The sequence below is a fragment of the Enterobacter sp. HSTU-ASh6 genome (assembly GCF_026319105.1).
In the GTDB taxonomy this organism is placed as follows: Bacteria; Pseudomonadota; Gammaproteobacteria; order Enterobacterales; family Enterobacteriaceae; genus Enterobacter; species Enterobacter sichuanensis.
Genome location: NZ_WSPD01000006.1, coordinates 215,950 through 238,783, shown reverse-complemented (window position 1 = coordinate 238,783; position 22,834 = coordinate 215,950). Strand labels below are relative to the sequence as shown.

Sequence of the window (22,834 nt, the reverse complement as noted above, 5' to 3'; positions counted from 1 at the left end):
CAGCTTTAGCGCTGCCTGCTGTGTCAGAGTACATTTTCCAGCAGCCGCCACAGCACCCATCCCCCAAACCCCATCAGCACCATCCCTGCCGTGCGCTCAATCCACCAGAGCGAACGGCTAAGCCTCTGTTGCACCGCGGGCAACCCCATCAGCGACACCAGCGCCAGATCCCATACCAGCACCACCATCACCATCCAGAGACCGCAGGCCGACTGCTGAAGCAGCGTGACGTCCGGCCCCAGCAGCGCCGTCATCAACGCCAGATAGAACAGCGCATTCTTCGGGTTAAGCAGCGCCGAGCCGAGCCCCAGCAGGACCTGCTTGCGCAGCGACGGGAAGCGCTGATGGGTTTCATTCAGCGCCAGCACTGGAGGGCGGCTGCGCACCAGATGCGAACCTGTCCACAGCAGGTACAGCGCCCCGCAAAGCTCAATAAGCGTAAACAGCCACGCAAACTGGCGCAGCGCGCTCCAGCCGAGAATTACCAGCAGGATGTACACCCCGTTGCCTGCGGCGATGCCGAAGCACAGTCCAGCGCTGCCGCGCACCCGATAGCGCGCGGCGTAGCCTACCAGCAGAAAGAAATCCGGACCCGGGCTTAGCAGGGCAACAAAATGCGCCAGTGCCAGGGCGAGAAAAGCGGAAGGGAATAACAGTTCCATAGCGACCTCAGTTAACAATCTGAGGTTAGAGTACGGCGCGGCAGAACCTATTTATTGTCGGATATTGATCGGCCCGTGGCGTACTGGCGCGGCGTGGCGGCGGTATAGCTGACAAAGGTCTTGTGAAAATGGCTCTGGTCGGCAAACCCACTCTGGTAGCCGACATCAGCAATATTATCCCCGGCGCGCAGCCGCGCTTTGGCGTACTCCACCCGGGAGATATTGAGGAAGCTGCCCGGCGTCAGGCCGGTGTCCTGCCTGAAGGTGCGGATCAGCGTCTCCTTGCGCAGCGAAAATCGTCGGGCGAGTTCATCAAGCGAAGGCGGTGCGGCCAGGTTGGCAAGAAACGCCTGCTGAACCTGCTGGCTGGTTGAGCGAAGCGTATCTGCGTTATCCGCACTGCGGGGAAGGGCAGAAAGCAGCGTCTCCACGGCGGCAGGAGACATCGTCTCCACAATAGCAAGGTAGTGCTTAAAGAGCGCAGGGTTGCGAATGACCTGAAATGCCACGGGAAGATCGGTGTCGATATACAGCATGTGATAGCTGCGCGGCTTGCCGGCGACGGGATTGCAGCTGTGCGGCGCAGAGGCCGGGATCACAATGAGCTCCCCGGGGTGAAGAATGTACTCTTTGCCATGACACACGCAGCAGGTCTGGCCTTCCACAATCGCGCCGATGGAGAGCTGAGGGTGACAGTGACGTTTGTACGCCTGCGTGCTCTGCCACGTGCTGCGCCGCTCAAGGCCTGAGACGCGGTGAAAAGTCTGGCGGATGTGTCGGGTATCGGTCATAGGCGCTCCTTCTGGAGGTTTTATACCATGGCCACCAACCATCGGGCAGCGCTTCATTAAGAACCCTCCGGATATACCGAACTTTACCTTCAGAGGCAGTCATGTTGACTACCCTTAATACCCTAAGCGGTAAAACAAGGAGATTCGACATGGCTTATCAGACAGTAAATCCTGCCACTAACCAGCTCATCAAAGAATACCCCTCCCATACCGATGCGGATATTGAAGCGGCGCTGAAGGCGGCCGATGCGCTGTACCATTCAGAATGGGCGAAAGGCGACATCAGCCAGCGCCTGCCGGTGCTGCATAAGCTTGCTGACCTGATCGACGAGCGCACCGAGGAGCTGGCGAAAATCGCCAGCCAGGAGATGGGTAAGCTCATCGCACAGAGTCGCGGTGAGGTGAAGTTGTGCGCGCAGATTGCCCGCTATTACGCCGACAATGCAAAGCAGTTCCTGGCCCCGGTGAAGTACGATTCTGAGCTTGGGGAAGCGTGGGTGGAGCATCACCCTGTCGGCGTGCTGATGGCCGTTGAGCCGTGGAACTTCCCGTACTACCAGCTGATGCGCGTTCTGGCGCCAAACCTGGCGGCGGGTAACCCTGTGCTGGCTAAGCACGCCAGCATCGTGCCGCACTGTGCCGAGGCCTTTGCCCACCTGGTGCGCGAGGCGGGCGCGCCGGAAGGGGCATGGACCAACCTGTTTATCACTTCCGATCAGGTGGCGAACATCATCGCCGACGATCGCGTGCAGGGCGCGGCGCTAACTGGTTCCGAAAAAGCCGGCAGCGTGGTGGCCGCGCAGGCGGCGAAGCACATCAAGAAATCCACCCTTGAGCTGGGCGGCAACGATGTCTTCGTGGTGCTCGATGATGCGGACCTGGACAAAGCCGTGAAGATCGGTGTGAATGCGCGGCTCAACAACGCCGGGCAGGTCTGTACCGCGGCGAAGCGCTTTATCCTGCACGAGAAAATTGCAGATGTCTTCCTGAGCAAATTCACCGAGGCATTTAAGCAGGTGAAGATTGGCGATCCGCTGGACGAAAGCACCACGCTGGGCCCGTTGTCGTCTCAAGATTCGCTCGAAACGCTGGCCAGACAGGTTAACGAGGCGGTGAAAAACGGTGCCACATTACATTACGGCGGCAAGCCGGTGCAGCGTGAGGGGTGCTTCTTCGAACCGACGATCCTGACGAATATCTCGCGCGATAACCCCGCGTACTTCGAGGAGTTCTTCGGCCCGGTGGCGCAGATGTATGTGGTGAAAAACGATGACGAGGCGGTCGCGCTGGCGAACGACTCCCACTATGGCCTGGGCGGCGCGGTGTTCAGCCGTGATATTGAGCGCGCGAAGAACATGGCGTCGCGGATTGAGACCGGAATGGTGTACATCAACTGGCTCACCGACACCGGGCCAGAGCTGCCGTTCGGCGGCGTGAAGCGTTCAGGCTATGGGCGCGAGCTGTCGGATCTGGGGATCAAAGAGTTTGTGAACCAGAAGCTGGTGGTGGTGCGTAAGTAAGAGGTCAAAAACCTGCCAGATGGCAGGTTTTTTTTGTCTCTTCGCAGGCTTAGAAGGTGACTCCACCACCCACGTAGGCGCCGTCAATCAGCGTGTGGCCAGGACGACCGTCTTTACCATCAACGCTCACGTGGCGGTAACCCACTTTCAGAGTCACTGGCGTGATCGGCGTCCAGCTTACGCCGCCGTTGGCTTCGACGTAGTTTTTCACGCTGTTGTTCAGCCCTTCTGGAGCCGCATAGCCTTCACCATACACGTGGATGCTGTCGGTCAGCGCAACGTTTACGCCGCCGCCAATCGGGAAGGCCACACCGTTATCGCCTTTTTTCGGGCCGAGGTAAATTGCCTTGGCGCCCGCATTCAGCATCACCGGTCCCACTTCCAGGTTGTAGCCTGCGCCAACGCCGCCGGTCTGGGTACCGTCATCGGTGTTTTTGAGCCAGTTACTTTCCAGATAAACACCGGAGGAGGATTTACCCATTTCCAGATTGAGGTTAGTAAAGTTTTTACCCTGCTCAACGGTGCCGCCCATTGCCAGTGCGGAACCTGATACGGCAGCCAGCGCAGAAAGAAGAAGGATATTCAGTTTTTTCATGTTTTATGCCTCGTCATTAAATTAATCTGGGCGCACCTTAACAAGTGACGTTTATGACTGCAAATGTGACGAGGGCCGATTTTTTATGCTGAGGTTGTTAATTTTTTTGTTTGAAATGTTGCATCGATGTTTGGTTGTCAGGGTGTCAACGCGTGATGTTAAGGCATTTAGGAACCGTTTAATTTTTTGACTAAACACAAACTGAACGAGGAAGGGAAAGTGATGAGAGGTGAATTAATGGAGTTTCTAATAATTTCCAGAAGTATTTCTGATGTAACATAATACAACACAACCTTACATTTCCGGGCGATGAATATACATTCCCTCGCGCAGGCCGGTTGCCTTTCCATGTCATTTTTCTGACACGTTTATTCTTTACGTTGTTGGCTTCACTCACTGGACACTAACAATATGAAAAGAAAAATTATTCCTGCACTTATCGGTTGTGCGCTCTCTTTCTCTGGCCTGGCGGCACAGCCTACCGCTGAGCGCTACGTCGTCAGCTTCCCTGACGGCTCACATGTGAAATACAGCGGCGCGTTTGCCGATGCATTCCCGAACGGGCTCCCGGTGGGGATTGGTTCTGGCCTGCTGTTTACGGGCAGGCAGGGCGATGCCCTGACGTTTGCGACCGTGACCGATCGCGGTCCCAACGCTGATGCGCCAAAAATGGGTAAAAACGAAGCCAAAATATTTGTCACGCCGGATTTCGCGCCGCTGCTGATGACCATTCGCGTCCAGAACGGCAAAGCGGAGGCTGTTGATGCCCGCCCGCTGCATGACGATAAAGGCGAGATTAACGGTCTGCCGCTACAAAGCGGCGTGATTGGCTCCACCAATGAAGTGGCATTCAGCGACACGTTAAAGACTCTCAAGGGTGACAACCGCGGGCTGGATACGGAAGGTATCACGCCGGACGGCAAAGGCGGCTACTGGCTGTGCGATGAGTATGGCCCGTTCCTGATTAACGTCGACAGCAAAGGGAAGATCCTGGCGATCCACGGGCCGCAGGCGGCGGAAGGGGAGAAATCTATCGCCGGCGGTCTGCCAAACATCATTAAATGGCGCCAGCCGAACCGGGGATTTGAAGGCCTGACCCGGATGCCGGACGGGCGGATTATCGCCGCCGTACAAAGTACGCTGGATATCGACGGTAAGAGCAAAAAGCAGGCGCTGTTTACACGTCTGGTGAGCTTCGACCCGGCGACCGGCAAAACCGCGATGTACGGCTACCCCATCGACAGCGCGGCCTACGACAAAAACAACGACGCCAAAATCGGCGACATTGTGGCGCTCGATAACCAGCACATCCTGCTGATTGAGCAGGGCAGTGATAAAAACGACGGGATGCGTAACCTGATTTACAAGGTGGATCTCAGCAAGGCGAGCGATCTGGCCGCCTTCGACAAGCCGGGCGAGTACCCGGAGTTTGATGATGAGAAAACCCTGGCGCAGCGCGGCATTACCCTTGCGGCGAAAACCCAGGTTGTCGATTTGCGCGCCCTTGGCTGGCAGCTGGAAAAGGCTGAAGGGCTGGCGCTGATCGACAGCAAAACGTTGGCGGTGGCGAACGATAACGACTTTGGCGTGAAGGTGGCGATGCAGAACCCGGTGGAAGGCAAGAAGCTCAAGGATTATCGGGTGAACGCGGAAGGCAAGCTGACGCTTGATGATAAACCGGTTGAAACCACGCTCAGCGTGAAGCCGCTGAAGAAGCCGGAGTCCGACAGCGAGCTGTGGATTGTGACGCTGCCGGAGGCGGTGAAATAAGTTTCCCGCTTACCCCTCACCCTAACCCTCTCCCCACAGGGGAGAGGGGATTGTTCGGAGCGCATAGTTAAGCGGGGAGGCTATTTCTTCAGACCCGCAAACGCCGCCCGAATCTCCTCTTCCGGCAGCTGTATACCAATAAACACCATCACGCTGTGCGGCGCTTCTTCGCCCCACGGTCTGTCCCAGTCGGCGCTGTACAGGCGCTGTACGCCCTGGAACAGCAGGCGGTTCGGCTCGCCGTCAATCCACAGCATCCCCTTGTAGCGCAGCAGCTTGTCGGCAAACGACAGCAGCAGGTTCTCCATGACGCGGGAGACCTCGCTGATGTCCACCGGGTAGTCCAGCTCCACCACAATCGATGCCACATCGTTTTGCTTATCGCCCATAAAGTGGAAGCGCGATTTCGCGGTGACGTTCTCCTCCAGCATAAAGCCGTTGGTGTTGAACAGCAGAGACAGATCGATATCGCCGTGCGTCACGGTGTAAACCGGCGCGCGGGAGTTGATGCGCGCCAGGCGTTCGCGCAGTTTTTCGCTGTCACCGGCCACGTCGGTTTTGGTCAGCAGGATGCGGTCGGCATAGCCCAGCTGAGACTGGGCGATGGTGAACTGGTTCATCTGATCGTCGGCGTGGACCGCATCGACCAGGGCAATGACGCCGTCCAGCAGGTAGCGCTGGCACAGAATGTCGTGGGAGAAAAAGGTCTGAATAATCGGGCCCGGGTCGGCCATGCCGGTGCACTCGATCACCAGGCGGTCGAAGTCGATTTCCCCGCGATCGCGGCTGTCGAGCAGATCCAGCAGGGCGTCTTCCAGCTCGTTAGAGCGGGTGCAGCAGATACAGCCGTTGGTCAGGGTTTTGATCTGGGTGGCGCGATCGCCAATCAGCTGGTCATCAACGGAGACTTCGCCGAACTCGTTTTCGATGACGGCGATTTTGAAGCCATGCTGCTCGTTCAGAATGTGGCGCAGCAGGGTGGTTTTACCGGCGCCGAGGAAACCGGTCAACAGGGTGACGGCAATCGGGGTCATGGTCTCTCCTTTAGCAGCAGCGGACGCCGCCTTCTCCACTTCCGCCGTAGCGCGCTTCCTGCCGCTCGCGGAAGAATTCAGTGTAGGTCATGTACGGCTTATCCGGATGGTTGGTCTTCATATGCTCAACGTAGTTGTCATAGTCCGGAATACCAATCAGCATTTTTGCCGCCTGACCGAGGTATTTTTTTGCTTCGCCTAAGTTACCAAACATTGTGGGTTCCAGATAGAAAAAGCCCGGTGGCGCGCAGCGATCCGGGCCTACGGTTACAGCCTGGATTAATGGTGTGAAGAGGTCTTCACGCCGCCTTCCGGCACCGGCACGTACGGGGTTTCTTTATCCGTACGACCTTCAGCGTTACGCACCTTCAGCCAGGTTTTGATGCCATAGAAGATGATGCTGTACACCACCACCAGGAACAGAATGCTCAGACCCGCGTTGGTGTAGTTGTTCACCACGATATGGTTCATGTTGGCAATCTGCTGCGCGGTCAGATCCGCGCCGCCTGCGGCAATCTTCTCTTTATACTGGTTGGCCATGAAGAAGAAACCTTCCAGCTGCGGGTTGGCGCTGAACAGCTTCAGGCCAAGCGCCCAGGTGGTGCAGAGCAGCAGCCACAGCGCGGGCACCACGGTGACCCAGATGTATTTGGTGCGCTTCATCTTCACCAGCACCACGGTGCCGAGTACCAGCGCCACGGCGGCCAGCATCTGGTTAGAGATACCGAACAGCGGCCACAGGCTCTTCACGCCGCCGAGCGGGTCAACAACGCCCTGATACAGCAGGTAGCCCCACAGGCCGACGCAGCCCGCGGTACCGAGAATGCCCGCCACCAGAGAGTCGGTTTTCTTCAGGAACGGCACGAAGTTACCCAGCAGGTCCTGCAGCATAAAGCGACCCGCACGGGTACCGGCGTCCAGCGCGGTCAGGATGAACAGCGCTTCGAACAGAATACCGAAGTGGTACCAGAAGCCCATGTCCGCCCACGGCAGCACTTTGTGGAATACGTGTGCGATCCCTACTGCCAGCGTCGGCGCGCCACCGGCGCGGTTCAGCACGGACGGTTCGCCGATGTCTTTCGCGGTCTGCATGATCTGCTCAGGCGAAATCACAAAGCCCCAGGAGCTGACGGTCGCCGCCGCGTGGGCGCTGGCGTCTTTCAGCTGCGCCATGATCAGCGCCGCGTTGTCACCGCCCATCTCGTGCAGGTTTGGCATAGTGATGCCCAGACCCGCTGGCGGGGTGTTCATTGCGAAGTAGAGACCCGGTTCGATGATGGACGCGGCAACCAGCGCCATGATCGCCACGAAAGACTCCATCAGCATGGCACCGTAGCCGATCAGACGCGCGTCTTTCTCGTTCGCCAGCAGCTTAGGCGTGGTACCGGATGAGATCAGGGCGTGGAAGCCAGAGACCGCACCACAGGCGATGGTGATGAACAGGAACGGGAACAGGGCGCCTTTCCACAGCGGGCCGGTACCGTCGATGTACTGCGTCACTGCCGGCATTTTCAGATCCGGGTTAATCAGCACGATGCCGATCGCCAGACCGACGATCACGCCGATTTTCAGGAAGGTGGCCAGGTAGTCACGCGGGGCCAGAATCAGCCAGACCGGCAGCAGCGCGGAGATAAACGCATAGCCAATCAGCGCGAAGGTAATCGTCGTGTCCTTGAAGGTCAGCGCCGGGCCCCAGTAAGGGTCGTGTGCAATCACGCCGCCGAAGTAGATGGAGGCGACCAGCAGCACAATACCAATGACCGACACTTCACCCACGCGGCCCGGACGCAGGAAGCGCATGTAGATCCCCATGAACAGCGCAATCGGCACGGTTGAGCAGACGGTGAAGACCCCCCACGGACTTTCGGCCAGCGCTTTCACCACGATTAACGCCAGCACCGCAAGGATGATGATCATAATCAGGAAGCAGCCGAACAGGGCGATAGTCCCCGGTACGCGGCCCATCTCTTCTTTGACCATCTCACCCAGAGAGGCGCCGTTACGGCGGGAAGAGATAAACAGCACCATAAAGTCCTGCACCGCACCGGCCAGCACCACGCCAGCGAGCAGCCACAGGGTGCCCGGCAGGTAGCCCATCTGCGCGGCCAGCACCGGGCCTACCAGAGGGCCAGCACCGGCGATAGCGGCAAAGTGGTGACCAAACAGCACGTAGCGGTTGGTGGGTACGTAGTTCAGGCCGTCATTGTTAATGACCGCCGGGGTGGCACGCGTCGGGTCGAGCTTCATGACCTTCTGCGCGATGTACAAGCTGTAGTAGCGATAAGCCACAAGATAGACGGAAACCGACGCGACCACGATCCACAGGGCGCTTACGTGTTCGCCCCGGCGTAGTGCGACAACCGCCAGACAAAAAGCGCCGAGGATCCCGAGTAAGGCCCAGGGCACGTGCTTCAGTAGTTTTTTAGTATCCATAGTAAGACCTGGTTTTTTATGTAACGAAAAAAGGGTCAGGGTTCGTTGTGAGGAGGTGGTGATTAATGCTGGAGCGATCGTGCCAGAACGTCGCGCGCGTAAGGGAGGGTAAGTGAATGAGTGGTAGAAAGTGCCGGGTGAGCGGTCAAAGAGGGCGGCGAGCGGTTCCAGCTCGCCGCCAGTGGGCGAAATTATGTGATTGAGATCACTTGATTATTTGGGTTACGCTCCACGGCCAGGTAGCCCTCCAGCGTTCTGAGCAGTTTTTCCTTCAGCCAGTTCGGTTCCAGGATCTGAATATTCGGCAGCCAGTAGAACAGCAGCGGCAGGATCTGGTTCTCGTGCGCCGCCTGACAGCGCAGCGTGACGCCGTCCTGCTGCTCCTCCAGCAGTTCCTGTTCCGGGAGAAGATCCCGGCGCAGGAAGTAATGTGAAATATTATCTTTGATAAATATTTTCACTGCGAAAGTATCTTCAGATACCCAGGGGTCGAGGCTTTTCTCCAGCAGCTCAAGGACATTTTCTTCCGGGGTGAATGTCGTTTTCTGAATATCAAACCAGCTAATCTGGCTCAACGAGAAGGATTTCAGGTGGCTATTTTCGGTAGCCTGTAAATACCATATATTTTTTTTGTTAATGAGTTTATAGGGATTAATCAGCCGGGTTTTACCCTTATAAACTATCTGGCAAACATTATGGTTTTTAATCGATTTCTCGATTTTCGTTAAATGGCGGCGAATATCGCGTTGTACCGTGTGTTCGGCTTCATTTGCAAGAATAAGAATATGGTTTTCGTCGACGCGCGTTTCCAGCTTCTGCCAGAACTCCGTATTTCTGTCAGGGAAAAAGCTGTCAGCATTCAGGAAGTTAGCAAGGGTGTGGTGTAAGCCTTGCCCGCCGGGCGATTGTGCGGAGTGGATCAGTCGATATAGCCCATTACCGGTATGTTCTACAATCGGAGAAAGGGCATTTAAATCCCGGTAGACGGTACGTTCGGTAATATTAAATTTCTCCATTAGCGCACTGCGATTTACCACACCGTTTAAATGTAGCTCAAGGAGAATATCGACCAGACGTTCAGCCGAGCGGCTCCGCGTCGTTTTAGCCATAAGGTCTTCCTGTATATTGAGGTATGCGCTGAATGATGCGGGTGCACTGACACGCGGTGTCAGTATTCAGGCACAGAAAATTTATCTTATGGTTATATAACGGCGTGATTTAGCGGAAACCTTAGGAGTTTTTGTAGAAAGCGGCGCTGGCCGGAGAAAAGGCCAGCGCGAAGGGGATTACACGGCGACTTCCGTCTCCAGCATGACCGGGTGGAAACGGCGTCTGAAGTAGATCAGGCCGTGTCCCGCGTCACTCAGAATGATGTTTTTAATTTCAACAAGATAAACAAGATGCGTGCCGATGGTTTGCACCTGGCTAATCTCGCCTTCCAGGCTTGCCAGCGCGCCCTTCAGCACCGGCTGCGCCAGCGGGCCTTTTTGCCAGCAGGAGAGGGCAAAGCGCTCCTCCATCGCCATACCGGTCATCCCGGCGAAATGGCGAGCCATGATCTCCTGCTCATGGTTCAGCACGTTAACGCACAGCCTGCCGTTGCCCTGAAATACCGGATTCATGGCGCTGTTGGCGTTGATGCACACCATCACCGACGGCGGGGTGTCCGTGACCGAGCAGACGGCGGTGGCGGTAATGCCGCAGCGGCCTGCCTCACCCTCGGTGGTCACCACATTAACTGCGGCCGACAGGCTGGCCATGGCGTCGCGAAAACGCAGGCGTTGTTCTGATTGCATGATAACCTCCCGCTGCATTATTTCAGCAGCTTATCCAGCATGTTGATATCGCTGTTGTTGTGCAGGTGCGGCACCGTCCAGCCGTGTTGGTCGTATTCGGACATGCAGCGGTCGACCATCGCCATCATCTTGTCCATGTTGCCGGAGCTTTGCGCCTGGCGCAGACACTGCAGGCGGATTTCATCCTGGCTACCGGAGTAGTTGATCTCATACAGCTCGTGACGACCGCCAAACTCGCTGCCGATGGCATCCCACATCAGCTTCAAAATCTTGATGCGTTCGACGTGATCCATGCCGTTAGAGCCGCGCACGTATTTCGCCAGGTACTGGTCGATCTGCGGATTGTTCAGATCCCGCGCGCTGGACGGCAGGTAGATCAGCCCGGACGTCACGTTACGCTCGATGATGTTCTTGATCTTCGCGTAGGCCATCGGCGCCATCACGCGGTAAGTTTGCAGCGCGGCGTGATCCGGCAGATACGCGCCGTTGACCCACGGGGTGGCTTCGGAACACATGGAGTCGCTCAGCGCCCAGAACATGTTGCGCCAGGCCACCACTTCGCCGAGATCCGCCTGTACGCCGCGGAACTCCAGGGTACCGGTGCACTCCAGGGATTTCTTCAGCAGGGCGGTGATGAAGTCGAGTTTTACCGCCAGACGCACGCAGGCCTGCAGCGGGTACATGCGGGCAAAGCCGCCCTCCATCGTCCAGCGACGGCAGCGGTCGAAATCGCGGTAGATCAGCACGTTTTCCCATGGGATCAGCACGTGATCCATCACCAGGATCGCGTCGTTCTCGTCGAAGCGGCTGGAGAGCGGGTAGTCATACGGCGAGCCGGTTGCGCCTGCCACCATCTCGTAAGAGGCGCGGGAGATCAGCTTCACGCCCTCGGCATCCATCGGCGCGACGAACATCAGCGCGAAGTCCGGGTTTTCCCCCATCACCTGCGCGGAGCCAAAGCCGATCATGTTGTAGTGGGTCAGCGCCGAGTTGGTGGCCACCACTTTCGCCCCGCTGACGATGATCCCGGCATCGGTCTCTTTCTCCAGCTTGATGTAGACGTCTTTCACCTCGTCCGCAGGCTTATGGCGGTCGATGGGCGGATTAACGATGGCGTGGTTGAAGTACAGGCCGCTTTCCTGAATGCGGGTATACCAGTTGCGGGCGTTCTGCTCGAACTGGCCATAGAAGGTTGGGTTGGCGCCGAGCGCGCAGCCGAACGCGGCCTTGTAGTCCGGCGTGCGGCCCATCCAGCCGTAGCTCAGGCGTGACCACTCGGCAATGGCGTCGCGCTGCTGGCGCAGATCGTCGGCGCTTTTTGCCACGCGGAAGAATTTATGGGTGTAGCCGCCGCTGCCGGTATCGGTGCCCCAGCACAGCGTGTCCTGCATCTCCGGCTTGTGCAGCGCGTCGTACATTTGCGCGATGGACGCCGCCGCATTGCGAAAGGCCGGATGGGTGGTGACGTCTTTGACGCGCTCGCCGTAGATGTAAATCTCGCGCCCGTCCTGCAGGCTTTTTAAATATTCTTCACCGGTTAACGGGCGTTTGGCGTCAGCGCGGAACTCTTCAGGCTTCATAGGGACCTCGTATCGGAATCGGGTTGTTAAATTTATGTTTTGTTTTTGTTGTTTAATTGAAGCCTGAGAGGGGCGGGACGTGAAGGGACGTTTGGGACAACGGCAGGTACTTTTCGGGTGGAGAAGGGATTTGTGATCGTTGTCCCCTCACCCTAACCCTCTCCCCTATGGGGAGAGGGAACAATTACACCCTCTCCCCTATGGGGAGAGGGCCGGGGTGAGGGGAAACCGGTACTTTCTGCGCCCGGTACGCGCTTGGCGAGCACCCCACTAAGCGGTTAAAAAAGCGGGCAAAATAGGCCGGATCCTTAAACCCCAGCTGCCAGGCAATCTCGCTGACCGCGCTGTCGGAGAAGAGCAGCAGCCGCCTGGCTTCGCGCAGCTGCCGGTCGAAGATCAGCCGCTTCGGTGGACGGTTGGCGAAGCGGCGGCAGATATCGGTCAGGCGGGATTCGGTCAGGTGCAGCTCGCTGGCATATTCCGGCACCGTCCAGTGCTGGTGGTAGTGGGCATCAATCAGCTGGGTAAAGCGCTGGAACAATTTTAATTCGCCGCGCATGCCGCCTGACGCGTGGTCGTCGAGCTTCGCGTTGCGCAGCAGCAGGGTGAAAACCGCCTGCGCCAGCAGTACCAGGGTATGCTCACGACCGGGCAGCTGTTCCGTGGATTCCCGGGCAATCAGCTGCCAGTAGTGCCTGAGCGCCGCAAGCTCGTCCGGCTTATCCGCCAGCGAGAGGCAGATCCCCGGCAGGCCAAACGCCTCCCGCGTGCCGGGGTAGAGCACTTCCAGCAGCGGCCAGATCAGATCCTCGCGCACCGTCAGGACGTGACCGTCACTGTCGGATTCGGTGATAAACGCGTGCGGCACCGACGGCGGCGTGAGGACGAACAGCGGGGCCTGCACCGAATAGCGGTGATCGTCGAGCTGCAGCTCAATCTGCCCGGTATCGAGAAAGTGCATCTGAAAGTACTGGTCGTGACGATGCGCCTGCATGTCGCGGCCAAAAAAGGCCGCCATGCGGGCGAAAGACTGGTAGTGCACATCGTCGGTGCCCAGACTTTCGTCGTACTCCTTGCTGATGTCGATATTGGTAATGGGACTCTGGCACATACCCGCTCCCTAGTGGATCTTCTGCGCCGCGATGCCCGGCTCGCGCGCCAGGCTTTCGCGCTGCGTCATCGGGATGCGCGTCAGCACCAGCGCGCCGACCACCAGCAGCCCGGCGACAAACCACAGCCCGGAGCTGAAGCTGCCGGTGGCGTCGCGCAGGATGCCAATCAGCAGCGGGCTGACAGCAGAACCAACGTTGCCGATGGCGTTGATCACCGCCAGCGCCACCGCGCGGGACTGCAGGCTAATGACCCGATCCGGCGTGGTCCAGAATATCGCCATGGCGGTAAACGATCCGGTTGAGGCCATGATGATGCCAAGCAGCTGGATCAGGCTGTGATCCGTGGCCGAGGCCAGCATCCATCCCGCCGCGGCGAACAGGTACGGCAGGATGGTGTGCTTTTTTCGCTCTTTCAGCCTGTCTGAGCGGCGGCTCCACCAGATCATCCCGAGGATGGTACAAAATTGCGGGATCGCCGCCAGCAGGCCAATCACGATATTGCTGCTGCCGGTGTTGAAGCTTTGCAGGATCTGCGGCGTCCAGATGTTGATCGCGCTCAGCGTATTGGTCAGGCAGAAGTAGGCCAGCGTGTAGAGCAGCACTGCCGGGGTCAGCACCTCGCGCAGCGTTGATTTCGGGGTGACGGGGCGGGCAATGGCGACCTCCTGCTCGCGGGCGATCATCGTTTTCAGCGCCCGTTTCTCGTCATCATCCAGCCAGCTGGCCTGATCCGGCGTGTCGTTGAGGTAAAACCAGGTCACCACACCGAGCACCACGGACGGCAGCCCCTCCAGCAGGAATAACCACTGCCAGCCTTTCAGGTTCCACAGCCCGTCCATCGCCAGAATGTAGCCGGAGAGGATCGAGCCGAGCATCATGGTCACCGGCATGGCGATCATAAACAGCGCGTTGGCGCGGGCGCGGTGATACGCCGGGAACCACCAGGTGAGATAGACCAGGATCCCCGGCAGGAAACCGGCTTCGGCAATGCCCACCAGCATGCGCAGCACGTAGAGCGTTTCCGGGCTGGTGGCGAACATGGTGCAGGTGGAGGCGATCCCCCATACCACCATGATCCCGGCGATCCAGCGACGTGCGCCGATCTTTGCCAGCATGATGTTGCTCGGGATGCCGCACAGCACGTAGGTGACGTAAAACAGCGTCGCGGCCAGGCCAAACATGGTGGAGGTCAGGCCCAGATCTTTACCCATCGTCAGCCCGGCAAAGCCGATGTTGATGCGATCGAGAAACGAGAAGACAAACAGGATAAAGAGAAAGACGATCAAACGCCGGAACAGTTTGTTAATGGCACGCTGTTCAACAGCGTGATTATTTTGCAGGGTAGAGGTCGTCATGATGCGCTCCAGATCTTACGTTTAGTAGATGGATTTATTGTTATTAACTGACGTAACCGGGTTTTCGATAAAACGTGCCGCCAGCGCTTCCGCGCCGCGGGCGAGCAGGGTGGTGTCAACGCCGACGGCAACAAACCGCGCGCCGAGATCGAGATAGCGTTTTGCCAGCGCCTCGTTGGCCATCAGAATGCCGGGGGCTTTACCGGCGCTGAGGATCTGCGCGATCGCCTGTTCGATGGCCGCCTGCACTTCCGGGTGCTGTGGATTGCCGGCAAAACCCATGTCGGCGCTGAGATCCGCCGGGCCGATAAACACCCCGTCGACGCCGTCCACGTCCAGGATCTGCGGCAGGTTTTTCAGCGCTTCGCGGGTTTCGATTTGCACCAGCACGCACATGGCGTCGTTAGCCTGCTGCAGGTAGTCCGGAATACGGTTCCAGCGCGAGGCGCGCGCCAGAGCGCTGCCCACCCCGCGAATGCCCGCGGGCGGATAGCGCGTCGCGCGTACCGCCAGACGGGCCTCGTCGGCGTTTTGCACCATCGGCACCAGCAGGGTTTGTGCCCCCACATCCAGCAGCTGTTTGATCTGCACCGGATCGTTCCACGACGGGCGGACCACCGGCTGGCTCGGATAAGGGGCGATGGCCTGCAGCTGGGTTAAGACGGTCTGCACGCTGTTTGGCGCATGTTCGCCGTCGATCAGCAGCCAGTCGAAGCCGGCGCCGGCCAGTAACTCCGCGCTGTAGCTGCTGGTCAGCCCCAGCCATAAACCAATTTGTGGGCGGCCTGTCTGCAGTGCCGCTTTGAATGCGTTTTGCATCGTTCTCTCCTAAACAAAGCGGCAGCTGATGGCGCCCATGTTGCCGTAGTCCACGTGGAAGGTGTCGCCTCGGCTGGCGGTCACCGGGCGGGTAAACGAGCCGCCGAGGATGATCTGCCCGGGCTCCAGCTGCACGTCATACGGGGCGAGCTTGTTTGCCAGCCACGCCACGCCGTTGGCCGGGTGGTTAAGCACGCCTGCGGCGACGCCGGTCTCTTCGATGACGCCGTTACGGTAAAGCAGGGCGGAGATCCAGCGCAGATCCAGCTCGTCGGGCTTAATCGGGCGGCCGCCGAGGATCACCCCCGCGTTGGCGGCGTTATCGGAGATGGTGTCGAAGACCTTGCGCGGGCGCTGGGTCTCCGGGTCGACGTTGTGGCAACGGGCGTCGATCAGCTCCAGCGCCGGGATGACGTAATCCGTGGCGTTGTAGACGTCGAAGAGGGTGCAGTTCGGGCCGCGCAGCGGTTTTGCCAGCACGAAGGCCAGCTCCACTTCGATGCGCGGGACGATAAACCGATCGACGGGGATGTCGCTGCCGTCGTGGAAGAACATGTCGTCCAGCAGTGCGCCGTAGTCCGGTTCGCTAATCTGCGAGCTGGCCTGCATCGCTTTGGAGGTGAGGCCGATCTTGTGGCCCTTCAGCACGCGGCCTTCGGCAATTTTCAGGCTGACCCATTCGCGCTGAACGGCGTAGGCGTCGTCAAGGGTGATCGTCGGGTAGTCGAGGGAGATCTGGCGGATCTGTTCCCGGGTCTGTTCCGCCTGATGCAGGCGATGGGCGATCAGTGTGTGGGTGTGTTTGTCGAGCATGGCGATATCCTTTATGCGGCTGTTGCCGGGTGGCGCTTCGCTGACCCGGCCTACGATGTACGGGGCGGTGTGCGCTCGCTATTTAAACAACGCGTGCACGTTGTTTTGTTTGTAATTGAGCGTCGGGTGCAGTTCGTCCAGCTCAAACGACAGCGCCAGATAGCGGCTCGCCATCAGCTCCGCGAAGTGCGCTTTGATAAGCCCAAACAGCATCTCCCCCACGGCTTCCCGGCTCTCCAGACTGCGCCCCGCGCCAATCTTCAGCGTCATATGGACAAAGGCGTAATCGTGTTTTCCGTCGGCCATCTGCCAGGTGTCCAGCCAGTGGGCGCGGCTGCGGATACCGCCGAGCGGGAAGATGCCCGTGGCGGCGAGCGCCTCGTTCACTTTGGCGAACAGCGCCGGCAGGTCGGCCTGCTCGCGGATGTTGTCGGTGCATTCAGCAATAAAGTGCGGCATGGTGGCTCCTTAGGCGGGCAGGGGGAAAACGGCGTTAACCTGGCCGGTGCCGGAGCTGGCGAACAGCTCGGTGAGAAACTCCACCTTGCCGTCGTATTTGTCCCAGCCGAGCATCCCCAGCAGCATCACCGTGTCGTGCATGTTGCCCTCGCCGTAGCAGTAGTCGGCATACTCCGGCAGCATGCTGCAGAATTCTTTGAACTGGCCCTCGCGCCAGAGCTTTACCACCCGTTCGTCCATCTGGCGGTCGAACTCGCGGGTGTAGCTGTTCATCCCTTCCTCCGCGCGCTGGTCGTCAATAAAGCGGTGCGACAGCGAGCCGCTGGCGAGCACCGCCACGGTACCGTCGTATTTTTCGATGGCGCTGACGATGGCCTCGCCCAGCCTGCGGCTGTCGGCGAAGTCGTGAACCGTGCAGAACGCCGAGATGGAGACCACTTTGAAGTGCTTATCCGCGTTCATGTAGCGCATCGGCACAAGCGTGCCGTACTCCAGCTTGAGGCTCGGAATGTTGTGCGCTTTGGCGCGCACGCCGAGCTTCACCGCCTCGTCGGCGATCAGCTGGCCAAGTTCCGGGTTGCCGTCGTAGTCGTAGGTCATGTCGCGGATAAAGTGTGGCAGCTCGTTGCTGGTGTAGACGCCAGAGAAATGGTCCGCACAGTTGATGTGATAGGCGCTGTTCACCAGCCAGTGGGTGTCAAACACGATGATAGTGTCCACGCCCAGCTCGCGGCAGCGCTTGCTGATCTCTTTATGCCCGTCGATGGCACCCTGACGGCAGCCGTGGTTTTTACCCGGCAGCTCGGAGAGGTACATCGACGGCACGTGGGTGATTTTTGCTGCTAACGCCAGTTTACCCATGATCAGATCCCCCACTTTGGAATCGGATGGTCGCCCATGGAGATGCAGACGTTCTTCATCTCCGCGAACACTTCAAAGCTGTATTCGCCGCCTTCGCGCCCGGTGCCGGAGGCCTTGACGCCGCCAAACGGCTGGCGCAGGTCGCGCACGTTCTGGGTATTCACGAACACCATGCCGGCTTCGATGTTGCGCGCCAGACGCAGCACTTTGCTGACGTCCTGGGTCCAGATGTATGACGCCAGGCCGTACTCCACGTCGTTGGCCAGACGCAGGCCTTCCGCTTCATCTTTAAACGGCAGCAGGCAGGCCACCGGCCCGAAGATCTCTTCCTGCGCCACGCGCATACGGTTATCGACATCCGCCAGCACGGTCGGGCGCAGGAAGTTGCCGCCCTTCAGGTGCGCAGGCAGGTCGGCTGGCTTGTCCGGACCACCCGCCAGCAGGGTTGCCCCCTCTTCAATGCCGAGGCGAATGTAGCCCGAGACTTTTTCCCAGTGCTGCTTGCTGATCAGCGCTCCAATCTGGGTGTTCGGATCCGTCGGGTCGCCCACGCGCAGACGGTTGGCGCGCTCGGCAAAGCGCTTCACGAATTCCGGGTAGATGCTCTGCTGGATGAAGATGCGTGAGCCGGCGGTGCAGCGCTCGCCGTTGATGGAGAAGATGGTGAACAGGGCGGCGTCCAGCGCGCGCTCGATGTCGGCATCCTCAAAAATCAGCACCGGGGATTTGCCGCCCAACTCCATGGAGTACTTCTTCAGCCCGGCGTTTTTCATGATGTTGCGCCCGGTGGCGGTACCGCCGGTAAAGGAGACGGCGCGCACGTCGTGATGGCGCACCAGCGCGTCGCCCGCCGTGGCGCCGTAGCCCTGCACCACATTCAGCACGCCCGCCGGAATGCCCGCCTCCAGCGCCAGCTCGCCCAGACGATCGGCGGTCAGTGGGGAGAGTTCAGACATCTTCAGCACCGCGGTATTGCCTAACGCCAGGCACGGGGCGACCTTCCAGGTGGCGGTCATAAACGGCACGTTCCACGGCGACACCAGCGCGCAGACGCCCACCGGCTGCACCAGGGTGTAGTTGAGCATCTTGTCGTCAACCGGGTAGGTTTTGCCGTTCATCTGCTGGCACACCTCGGCGAAGAATTCGAAGTTGTGCGAGGCGCGCGGGATGAGGACGTTTTTGGTCTGGTGGATCGGCAGGCCGGTATCGGCGGTCTCCATGGCGGCGATCTCCGGGACGTTCTGGTCGATCAGCTCCCCCAGGCGACGCATCAGGCGCGCGCGCTCTTTCATTGGCAGGTTGGCCCATTTCGGGAAGGCCTCTTTTGCCGCCGCCACGGCCTGATGGACTTCGGCTTCACCGCCGGAGGCCACTTCTGCCAGTACCTCGCCGGAAGCCGGGTTGGTAGTGTGGAAGTAGTCGCTTCCCGCCACGTTTTTGCCGTTGATCCAGTGGTTAATTTTTTTCATTTTGCCGTATCCTCATTCACAATCCGGTTCACCAGGCGTCCAACGCCCTCCACTTCCACCACCACTTCATCGCCCGGCACCACGTCGGAGAGCCCTTTCGGCGTGCCGGTGGCAATCATGTCGCCCGGCTGCAGGGTCATAAAATCGCTCAGATACGCAATCAGGTACGGGATGCTGAAGATCAGATCCGCCGTGGTCCCTTCCTGGCGCAGCTCGCCGTTGACGAAGGTGCGCAGGGTGAGGTTGTGCGGGTCGGGAATGGCCGCTTTCGGCACGATGTTCGGGGAAATGGGCGTCAGCCCGTCGCGGCTTTTGACCCGCAGATTCGGGCGGTAGTAGTTTTCCAGGTAGTCGCGGATGGCGTAGTCGTTGCAGACCGTATACCCCGCGACATAGTCCATCGCCTCGGCTTCACTGACCTTGCGCGCGGTTTTCCCGATAACCACCACCAGCTCCGCCTCGTAGTGCATGTACTCAACGTTGTTCGGGCGTACCGAGGTCTGGTTGTCGCCGTTAAAGGTATTCGGCGCTTTGATAAACACCAGCGGCTCGGTCGGCGGCTTGAAGTCCAGCTCGCTGGCGTGATCGGCGTAGTTCAGACCGAGGGCAAACAGCGTGGGATGCGGATGCGCGCCGTGAGCGATGGCCACGTCGCGTTCAGCCACCACCGGGTTTTCCAGCGGGGGAAATCCTTTCGCCAGAATGCGCACGCGATCCCCCGGCTGCAGCGCGACGCGGGAGTGCGGGGTGCCGAGCAGAATGGCATCACCCGGATTGAGGGTGGCGAACTCGCTCAGGGCACTCAGCAGTTCGGCGGCGTTACGCTGTAGATCGGCGGTGTTCCAGTGGTCCGCTTCGCGACCGTTGATCTCGGTGATGATGGTCAGGTTATCCACGTTATCAACGGCGGCCAGCTCGCCGAGCGGGCAGAATCCGTCGCGGCATTTGGCCTTGATGGCCGGGCGGTAGAAGCTCTCTTCCGGCAGGCTCACCTCGTTGGCCAGCGCATATCCTGCGATGTACTCCGCGGCATTCTCGACGCGCACCCTGCTGGCGGTTTTGCCCACCACCAGAGCGACCGTCGCGCCGCTTAATACCGTTTCCCCCTGCGGGAAGGGGATCGGCTCGCCGGCGCGAATCACGGTGTTATGTGGCTTGATGAACCACACCGCCGTTTTTGGCGGGGTGTTGTAGGGGGCTTTTTCGAACGCCTCACGCCAGGCTTGACGCTGGCTTTGATGGTTCAGCGCCACGGCAAAAACAGTACCTTTCATTCACATACTCCTCACCCCGGTGGTCCGGGTGGCGATTTCATTAATATGTTAATGATCTGGTTTTAAGCTTTTGCTGTTTATTTCGCAATCAGAAGTGAAGAATTTGTGATATGAATAACAATAAATTTACATGTCAATCATTATTTCAAAGTAAATCAGCGTGTTAATAAAATTGGCGGGTTTCTGTTAGACTTTTTGACAGAAAACGCGTTGTTTATAAAAACATCTTTTAGTGATTGTTTACTTGTTAATGATGTGAAGGGGAGAGCTATGCATGACTCATTAACCATTGCGCTGTTACAGGCGCGGGAAGCGGCGATGTCGTACTTCCGACCGATTGTGAAGCGCCATAACCTGACCGAGCAGCAGTGGCGGATTGTGCGCGTGTTGGCTGAACATCCGTCGATGGATTTTCACGATCTGGCGTTTCGTACCTGTATTTTGCGCCCGAGCCTGACCGGCATTCTGACGCGGATGGAGCGCGACGGCCTGGTGCTGCGCTTAAAGCCGGTGAACGACCAGCGCAAGCTGTACGTGTCGCTCACCAAAGAGGGCACTGCGCTGTATGAGCACGCCCAGGCACAGGTGGAAGAGGCGTATCAGCAGATTGAGGCGGAATATACCCCGGAGAAGATGAAACAGCTGACCGCGCTGCTGGAAGAGTTTATTGCGCTCGGAAACCGGCATAACGCAGCGCGGGAAGAAGAGTAAAAACCCCAAATTCCAGGATGATTTTCGTAAAGTTTTCTCTTTCCAGGCCGAAAATTCTGTATCTGTCTGAGGAAAGAGAAAACATGTTAAACCGTATCAAGATTGTCACCAGTTTAATGCTGGTTTTAGCGATATTTGGCCTTTTACAACTCACATCCGGTGGTCTTTTCTTCAATGCCCTTAAGCATGACAAAGAGAATTTCACTGTTCTGCAAACCATTCGTCAGCAACAGTCCACGCTGAACGCCAGCTGGGTAGCGTTGCTGCAAACCCGTAATACCCTGAACCGTGCGGGTATCCGCTATATGATGGATCAGAGCAATATCGGCAGCGGCGCGACCGTTAACGATTTGATGCAAATTGCATCTGCGTCTCTGAAACAGGCGGAAAAAAACTGGGCTGCCTACGAAGCCCTGCCGCGCGATCCGCGTCAAAACGACGCTGAAGCGATGGAGATCAAACGCAACTATGACATTTACCACGGTGCGCTGGCGGAGCTGATTCAGCTGCTGGGTGCAGGCAAAATCAACGCCTTCTTCGATCAACCGACCCAGAGCTACCAGGACGGTTTTGAGAAGCAGTATGTGAGCTACCTGCAGCAGAACGACAAGCTATACCAGATTGCGGTTGAAGACAGCAACAGCTCCTTCAGCCAGGCTATCTGGGTGTTGGTAAGCGTGCTGATTGCCGTGCTGGTGGTGATCGTGGCCGTCTGGCTGGGTATCAAGCAGGCGCTGATCTCCCCGCTGACGCGTCTGATCGACAACATTCGCCATATCGCCAGCGGCGACCTGGTGAAGCGCATTGAGGTGCAAGGCGCTAACGAGATGGGTGAACTGGCCGACTCGCTGCGTCATATGCAGAGTGAGCTGGTGCGGACCGTTGGCGACGTGCGTAACGGCGCGAATGCTATCTACAGCGGCGCGAGCGAAATCGCGATGGGCAATAACGACCTCTCCTCCCGTACTGAACAGCAGGCGGCTTCCCTGGAAGAGACCGCTGCCAGTATGGAACAGCTGACGGCGACCGTTAAGCAGAACGCCGAGAACGCCCGTCAGGCGAGCCATCTTGCGCTGAGCGCCTCTGAAACCGCGCAGAAAGGCGGTAAAGTGGTGGATAACGTGGTGCAAACCATGCGCGATATCGCGGGCAGTTCGCAGAAAATTGCCGACATTATCAGTGTGATCGACGGTATTGCTTTCCAGACCAACATTCTGGCACTGAACGCGGCGGTTGAAGCGGCGCGTGCGGGCGAGCAGGGGCGTGGTTTTGCGGTGGTGGCAGGTGAAGTGCGTAACCTGGCACAGCGCAGCGCCCAGGCGGCACGTGAGATCAAGAGCCTGATCGAAGACTCCGTGGGCCGTGTGGAAGTGGGCTCAACCCTGGTGGAAAGTGCCGGTGAAACCATGGGTGAGATCGTGAATGCGGTCACCCGCGTAACGGACATCATGGGGGAGATCGCCTCTGCGTCTGACGAACAGAGCCGCGGTATCGACCAGGTGGGTCTGGCGGTGGCGGAGATGGATCGTGTGACCCAGCAGAACGCCTCGCTGGTAGAAGAGTCTGCCGCGGCTGCGGCCGCGCTGGAAGAGCAGGCGAGCCGCCTGACGCAGGCTGTGGCGGTGTTCCGCATTCAGCAGGAGCAGATGAAAGCGCGCGAGTTTGCATCCGCAAAAACGGTGTCCGCGCCGGTGATGACGCGTAAAACCGCGACTGCCGATGCCGGTGATAACTGGGAAACCTTCTAACGCCGTGGGTGGTGCCGGGTGGCGGCTTCGCC

General features: G+C 58.7%; 21 protein-coding genes. 4 read left to right on the top strand and 17 right to left on the bottom strand.

Annotated features, from left to right (window positions below; all coding sequences use genetic code 11):
• Positions 1–23 precede the first annotated feature (23 nt).
• Positions 24–662 (bottom strand): LysE family translocator, encoded by a 639-nt coding sequence (locus GM298_RS09885; RefSeq protein WP_266154028.1) that lies wholly within the window; start codon positions 660–662, stop codon positions 24–26.
• A 47-nt stretch (positions 663–709) separates the two neighbouring features.
• Positions 710–1,453 (bottom strand): AraC family transcriptional regulator, encoded by a 744-nt coding sequence (locus GM298_RS09880; RefSeq protein ID WP_128339314.1) that lies wholly within the window; start codon positions 1,451–1,453, stop codon positions 710–712.
• A 149-nt stretch (positions 1,454–1,602) separates the two neighbouring features.
• Between GM298_RS09880 and GM298_RS09875 the strand changes: the two genes are divergently transcribed.
• Complete coding sequence (locus GM298_RS09875; RefSeq protein WP_266154027.1) at positions 1,603–2,973, top strand: NAD-dependent succinate-semialdehyde dehydrogenase; 1,371 nt, start codon at positions 1,603–1,605, stop codon at positions 2,971–2,973.
• A 49-nt stretch (positions 2,974–3,022) separates the two neighbouring features.
• Here the strand turns inward: GM298_RS09875 and GM298_RS09870 are convergent, their stop codons facing one another.
• Positions 3,023–3,568: a YfaZ family outer membrane protein gene (locus tag GM298_RS09870; RefSeq protein WP_045286446.1), complete on the bottom strand. Its 546-nt coding sequence runs from the start codon at positions 3,566–3,568 to the stop codon at positions 3,023–3,025.
• 411 nt (positions 3,569–3,979) lie between these two features.
• Here GM298_RS09870 and GM298_RS09865 point away from each other — a divergent pair, with 411 nt between their 5' ends.
• A complete protein-coding gene (locus GM298_RS09865; protein ID WP_266154026.1) occupies positions 3,980–5,338 on the top strand; it encodes an esterase-like activity of phytase family protein in 1,359 nt (452 codons plus the stop codon).
• An 80-nt stretch (positions 5,339–5,418) separates the two neighbouring features.
• Here the strand turns inward: GM298_RS09865 and yjiA are convergent, their stop codons facing one another.
• The 14 genes from yjiA to hpaG form a co-directional block, all read right to left on the bottom strand.
• Positions 5,419–6,372, bottom strand: a complete 954-nt coding sequence (yjiA, locus tag GM298_RS09860) for a GTPase (RefSeq protein WP_266154025.1) — start codon at positions 6,370–6,372, stop codon at positions 5,419–5,421.
• Between the two features lie 10 nt (positions 6,373–6,382).
• A complete protein-coding gene (locus GM298_RS09855; protein WP_003856610.1) occupies positions 6,383–6,586 on the bottom strand; it encodes a YbdD/YjiX family protein in 204 nt (67 codons plus the stop codon).
• Positions 6,587–6,651: 65 nt separating this feature from the next.
• Entirely contained in the window at positions 6,652–8,805 is a 2,154-nt protein-coding gene (locus GM298_RS09850) for a carbon starvation CstA family protein (protein WP_095449605.1), read from the bottom strand.
• Positions 8,806–8,996: 191 nt separating this feature from the next.
• Positions 8,997–9,914 (bottom strand): helix-turn-helix transcriptional regulator, encoded by a 918-nt coding sequence (locus GM298_RS09845; RefSeq protein WP_025757439.1) that lies wholly within the window; start codon positions 9,912–9,914, stop codon positions 8,997–8,999.
• Positions 9,915–10,091: 177 nt separating this feature from the next.
• Positions 10,092–10,601 carry a 4-hydroxyphenylacetate 3-monooxygenase reductase subunit gene (locus GM298_RS09840; RefSeq protein WP_025757440.1) on the bottom strand — a complete coding sequence of 170 codons (510 nt, stop codon included), beginning with the start codon at positions 10,599–10,601 and terminating at the stop codon, positions 10,092–10,094.
• 17 nt (positions 10,602–10,618) lie between these two features.
• Positions 10,619–12,181 carry a 4-hydroxyphenylacetate 3-monooxygenase, oxygenase component gene (gene hpaB, locus GM298_RS09835; RefSeq protein WP_025757441.1) on the bottom strand — a complete coding sequence of 521 codons (1,563 nt, stop codon included), beginning with the start codon at positions 12,179–12,181 and terminating at the stop codon, positions 10,619–10,621.
• 184 nt (positions 12,182–12,365) lie between these two features.
• Positions 12,366–13,292 (bottom strand): 4-hydroxyphenylacetate catabolism regulatory protein HpaA, encoded by a 927-nt coding sequence (gene hpaA, locus GM298_RS09830; RefSeq protein WP_095441757.1) that lies wholly within the window; start codon positions 13,290–13,292, stop codon positions 12,366–12,368.
• Positions 13,293–13,301: 9 nt separating this feature from the next.
• Complete coding sequence (hpaX, locus tag GM298_RS09825; protein ID WP_088244068.1) at positions 13,302–14,648, bottom strand: 4-hydroxyphenylacetate permease; 1,347 nt, start codon at positions 14,646–14,648, stop codon at positions 13,302–13,304.
• A 21-nt stretch (positions 14,649–14,669) separates the two neighbouring features.
• Entirely contained in the window at positions 14,670–15,467 is a 798-nt protein-coding gene (gene hpaI / locus GM298_RS09820) for a 4-hydroxy-2-oxoheptanedioate aldolase (RefSeq protein WP_095441756.1), read from the bottom strand.
• A 9-nt stretch (positions 15,468–15,476) separates the two neighbouring features.
• Positions 15,477–16,280, bottom strand: a complete 804-nt coding sequence (gene hpaH, locus GM298_RS09815) for a 2-oxo-hept-4-ene-1,7-dioate hydratase (protein WP_266154024.1) — start codon at positions 16,278–16,280, stop codon at positions 15,477–15,479.
• 78 nt (positions 16,281–16,358) lie between these two features.
• Positions 16,359–16,739 (bottom strand): 5-carboxymethyl-2-hydroxymuconate Delta-isomerase, encoded by a 381-nt coding sequence (locus GM298_RS09810; RefSeq protein WP_111967187.1) that lies wholly within the window; start codon positions 16,737–16,739, stop codon positions 16,359–16,361.
• Between the two features lie 9 nt (positions 16,740–16,748).
• The gene (gene hpaD, locus GM298_RS09805; protein WP_014830538.1) at positions 16,749–17,600 is read right to left on the bottom strand and encodes a 3,4-dihydroxyphenylacetate 2,3-dioxygenase; all 852 of its coding nucleotides are present in this window, start codon (positions 17,598–17,600) and stop codon (positions 16,749–16,751) included.
• Positions 17,601–17,602: 2 nt separating this feature from the next.
• On the bottom strand, positions 17,603–19,069 hold the full coding sequence (gene hpaE, locus GM298_RS09800; protein ID WP_126801383.1) for a 5-carboxymethyl-2-hydroxymuconate semialdehyde dehydrogenase: 1,467 nt from the start codon (positions 19,067–19,069) through the stop codon (positions 17,603–17,605).
• Entirely contained in the window at positions 19,066–20,343 is a 1,278-nt protein-coding gene (gene hpaG / locus GM298_RS09795; RefSeq protein WP_266154023.1) for a 4-hydroxyphenylacetate degradation bifunctional isomerase/decarboxylase, read from the bottom strand. The genes hpaE and hpaG overlap by 4 nt, the downstream gene beginning before the upstream one ends.
• A 270-nt stretch (positions 20,344–20,613) precedes the next feature.
• Between hpaG and hpaR the strand changes: the two genes are divergently transcribed.
• Positions 20,614–21,054, top strand: coding sequence for a homoprotocatechuate degradation operon regulator HpaR (hpaR, locus tag GM298_RS09790; RefSeq protein WP_025757450.1), 441 nt, complete (start codon positions 20,614–20,616; stop codon positions 21,052–21,054).
• 83 nt (positions 21,055–21,137) lie between these two features.
• Positions 21,138–22,802, top strand: a complete 1,665-nt coding sequence (gene tsr / locus GM298_RS09785) for a methyl-accepting chemotaxis protein (protein WP_025757452.1) — start codon at positions 21,138–21,140, stop codon at positions 22,800–22,802.
• Positions 22,803–22,834: the final 32 nt, after the last annotated feature.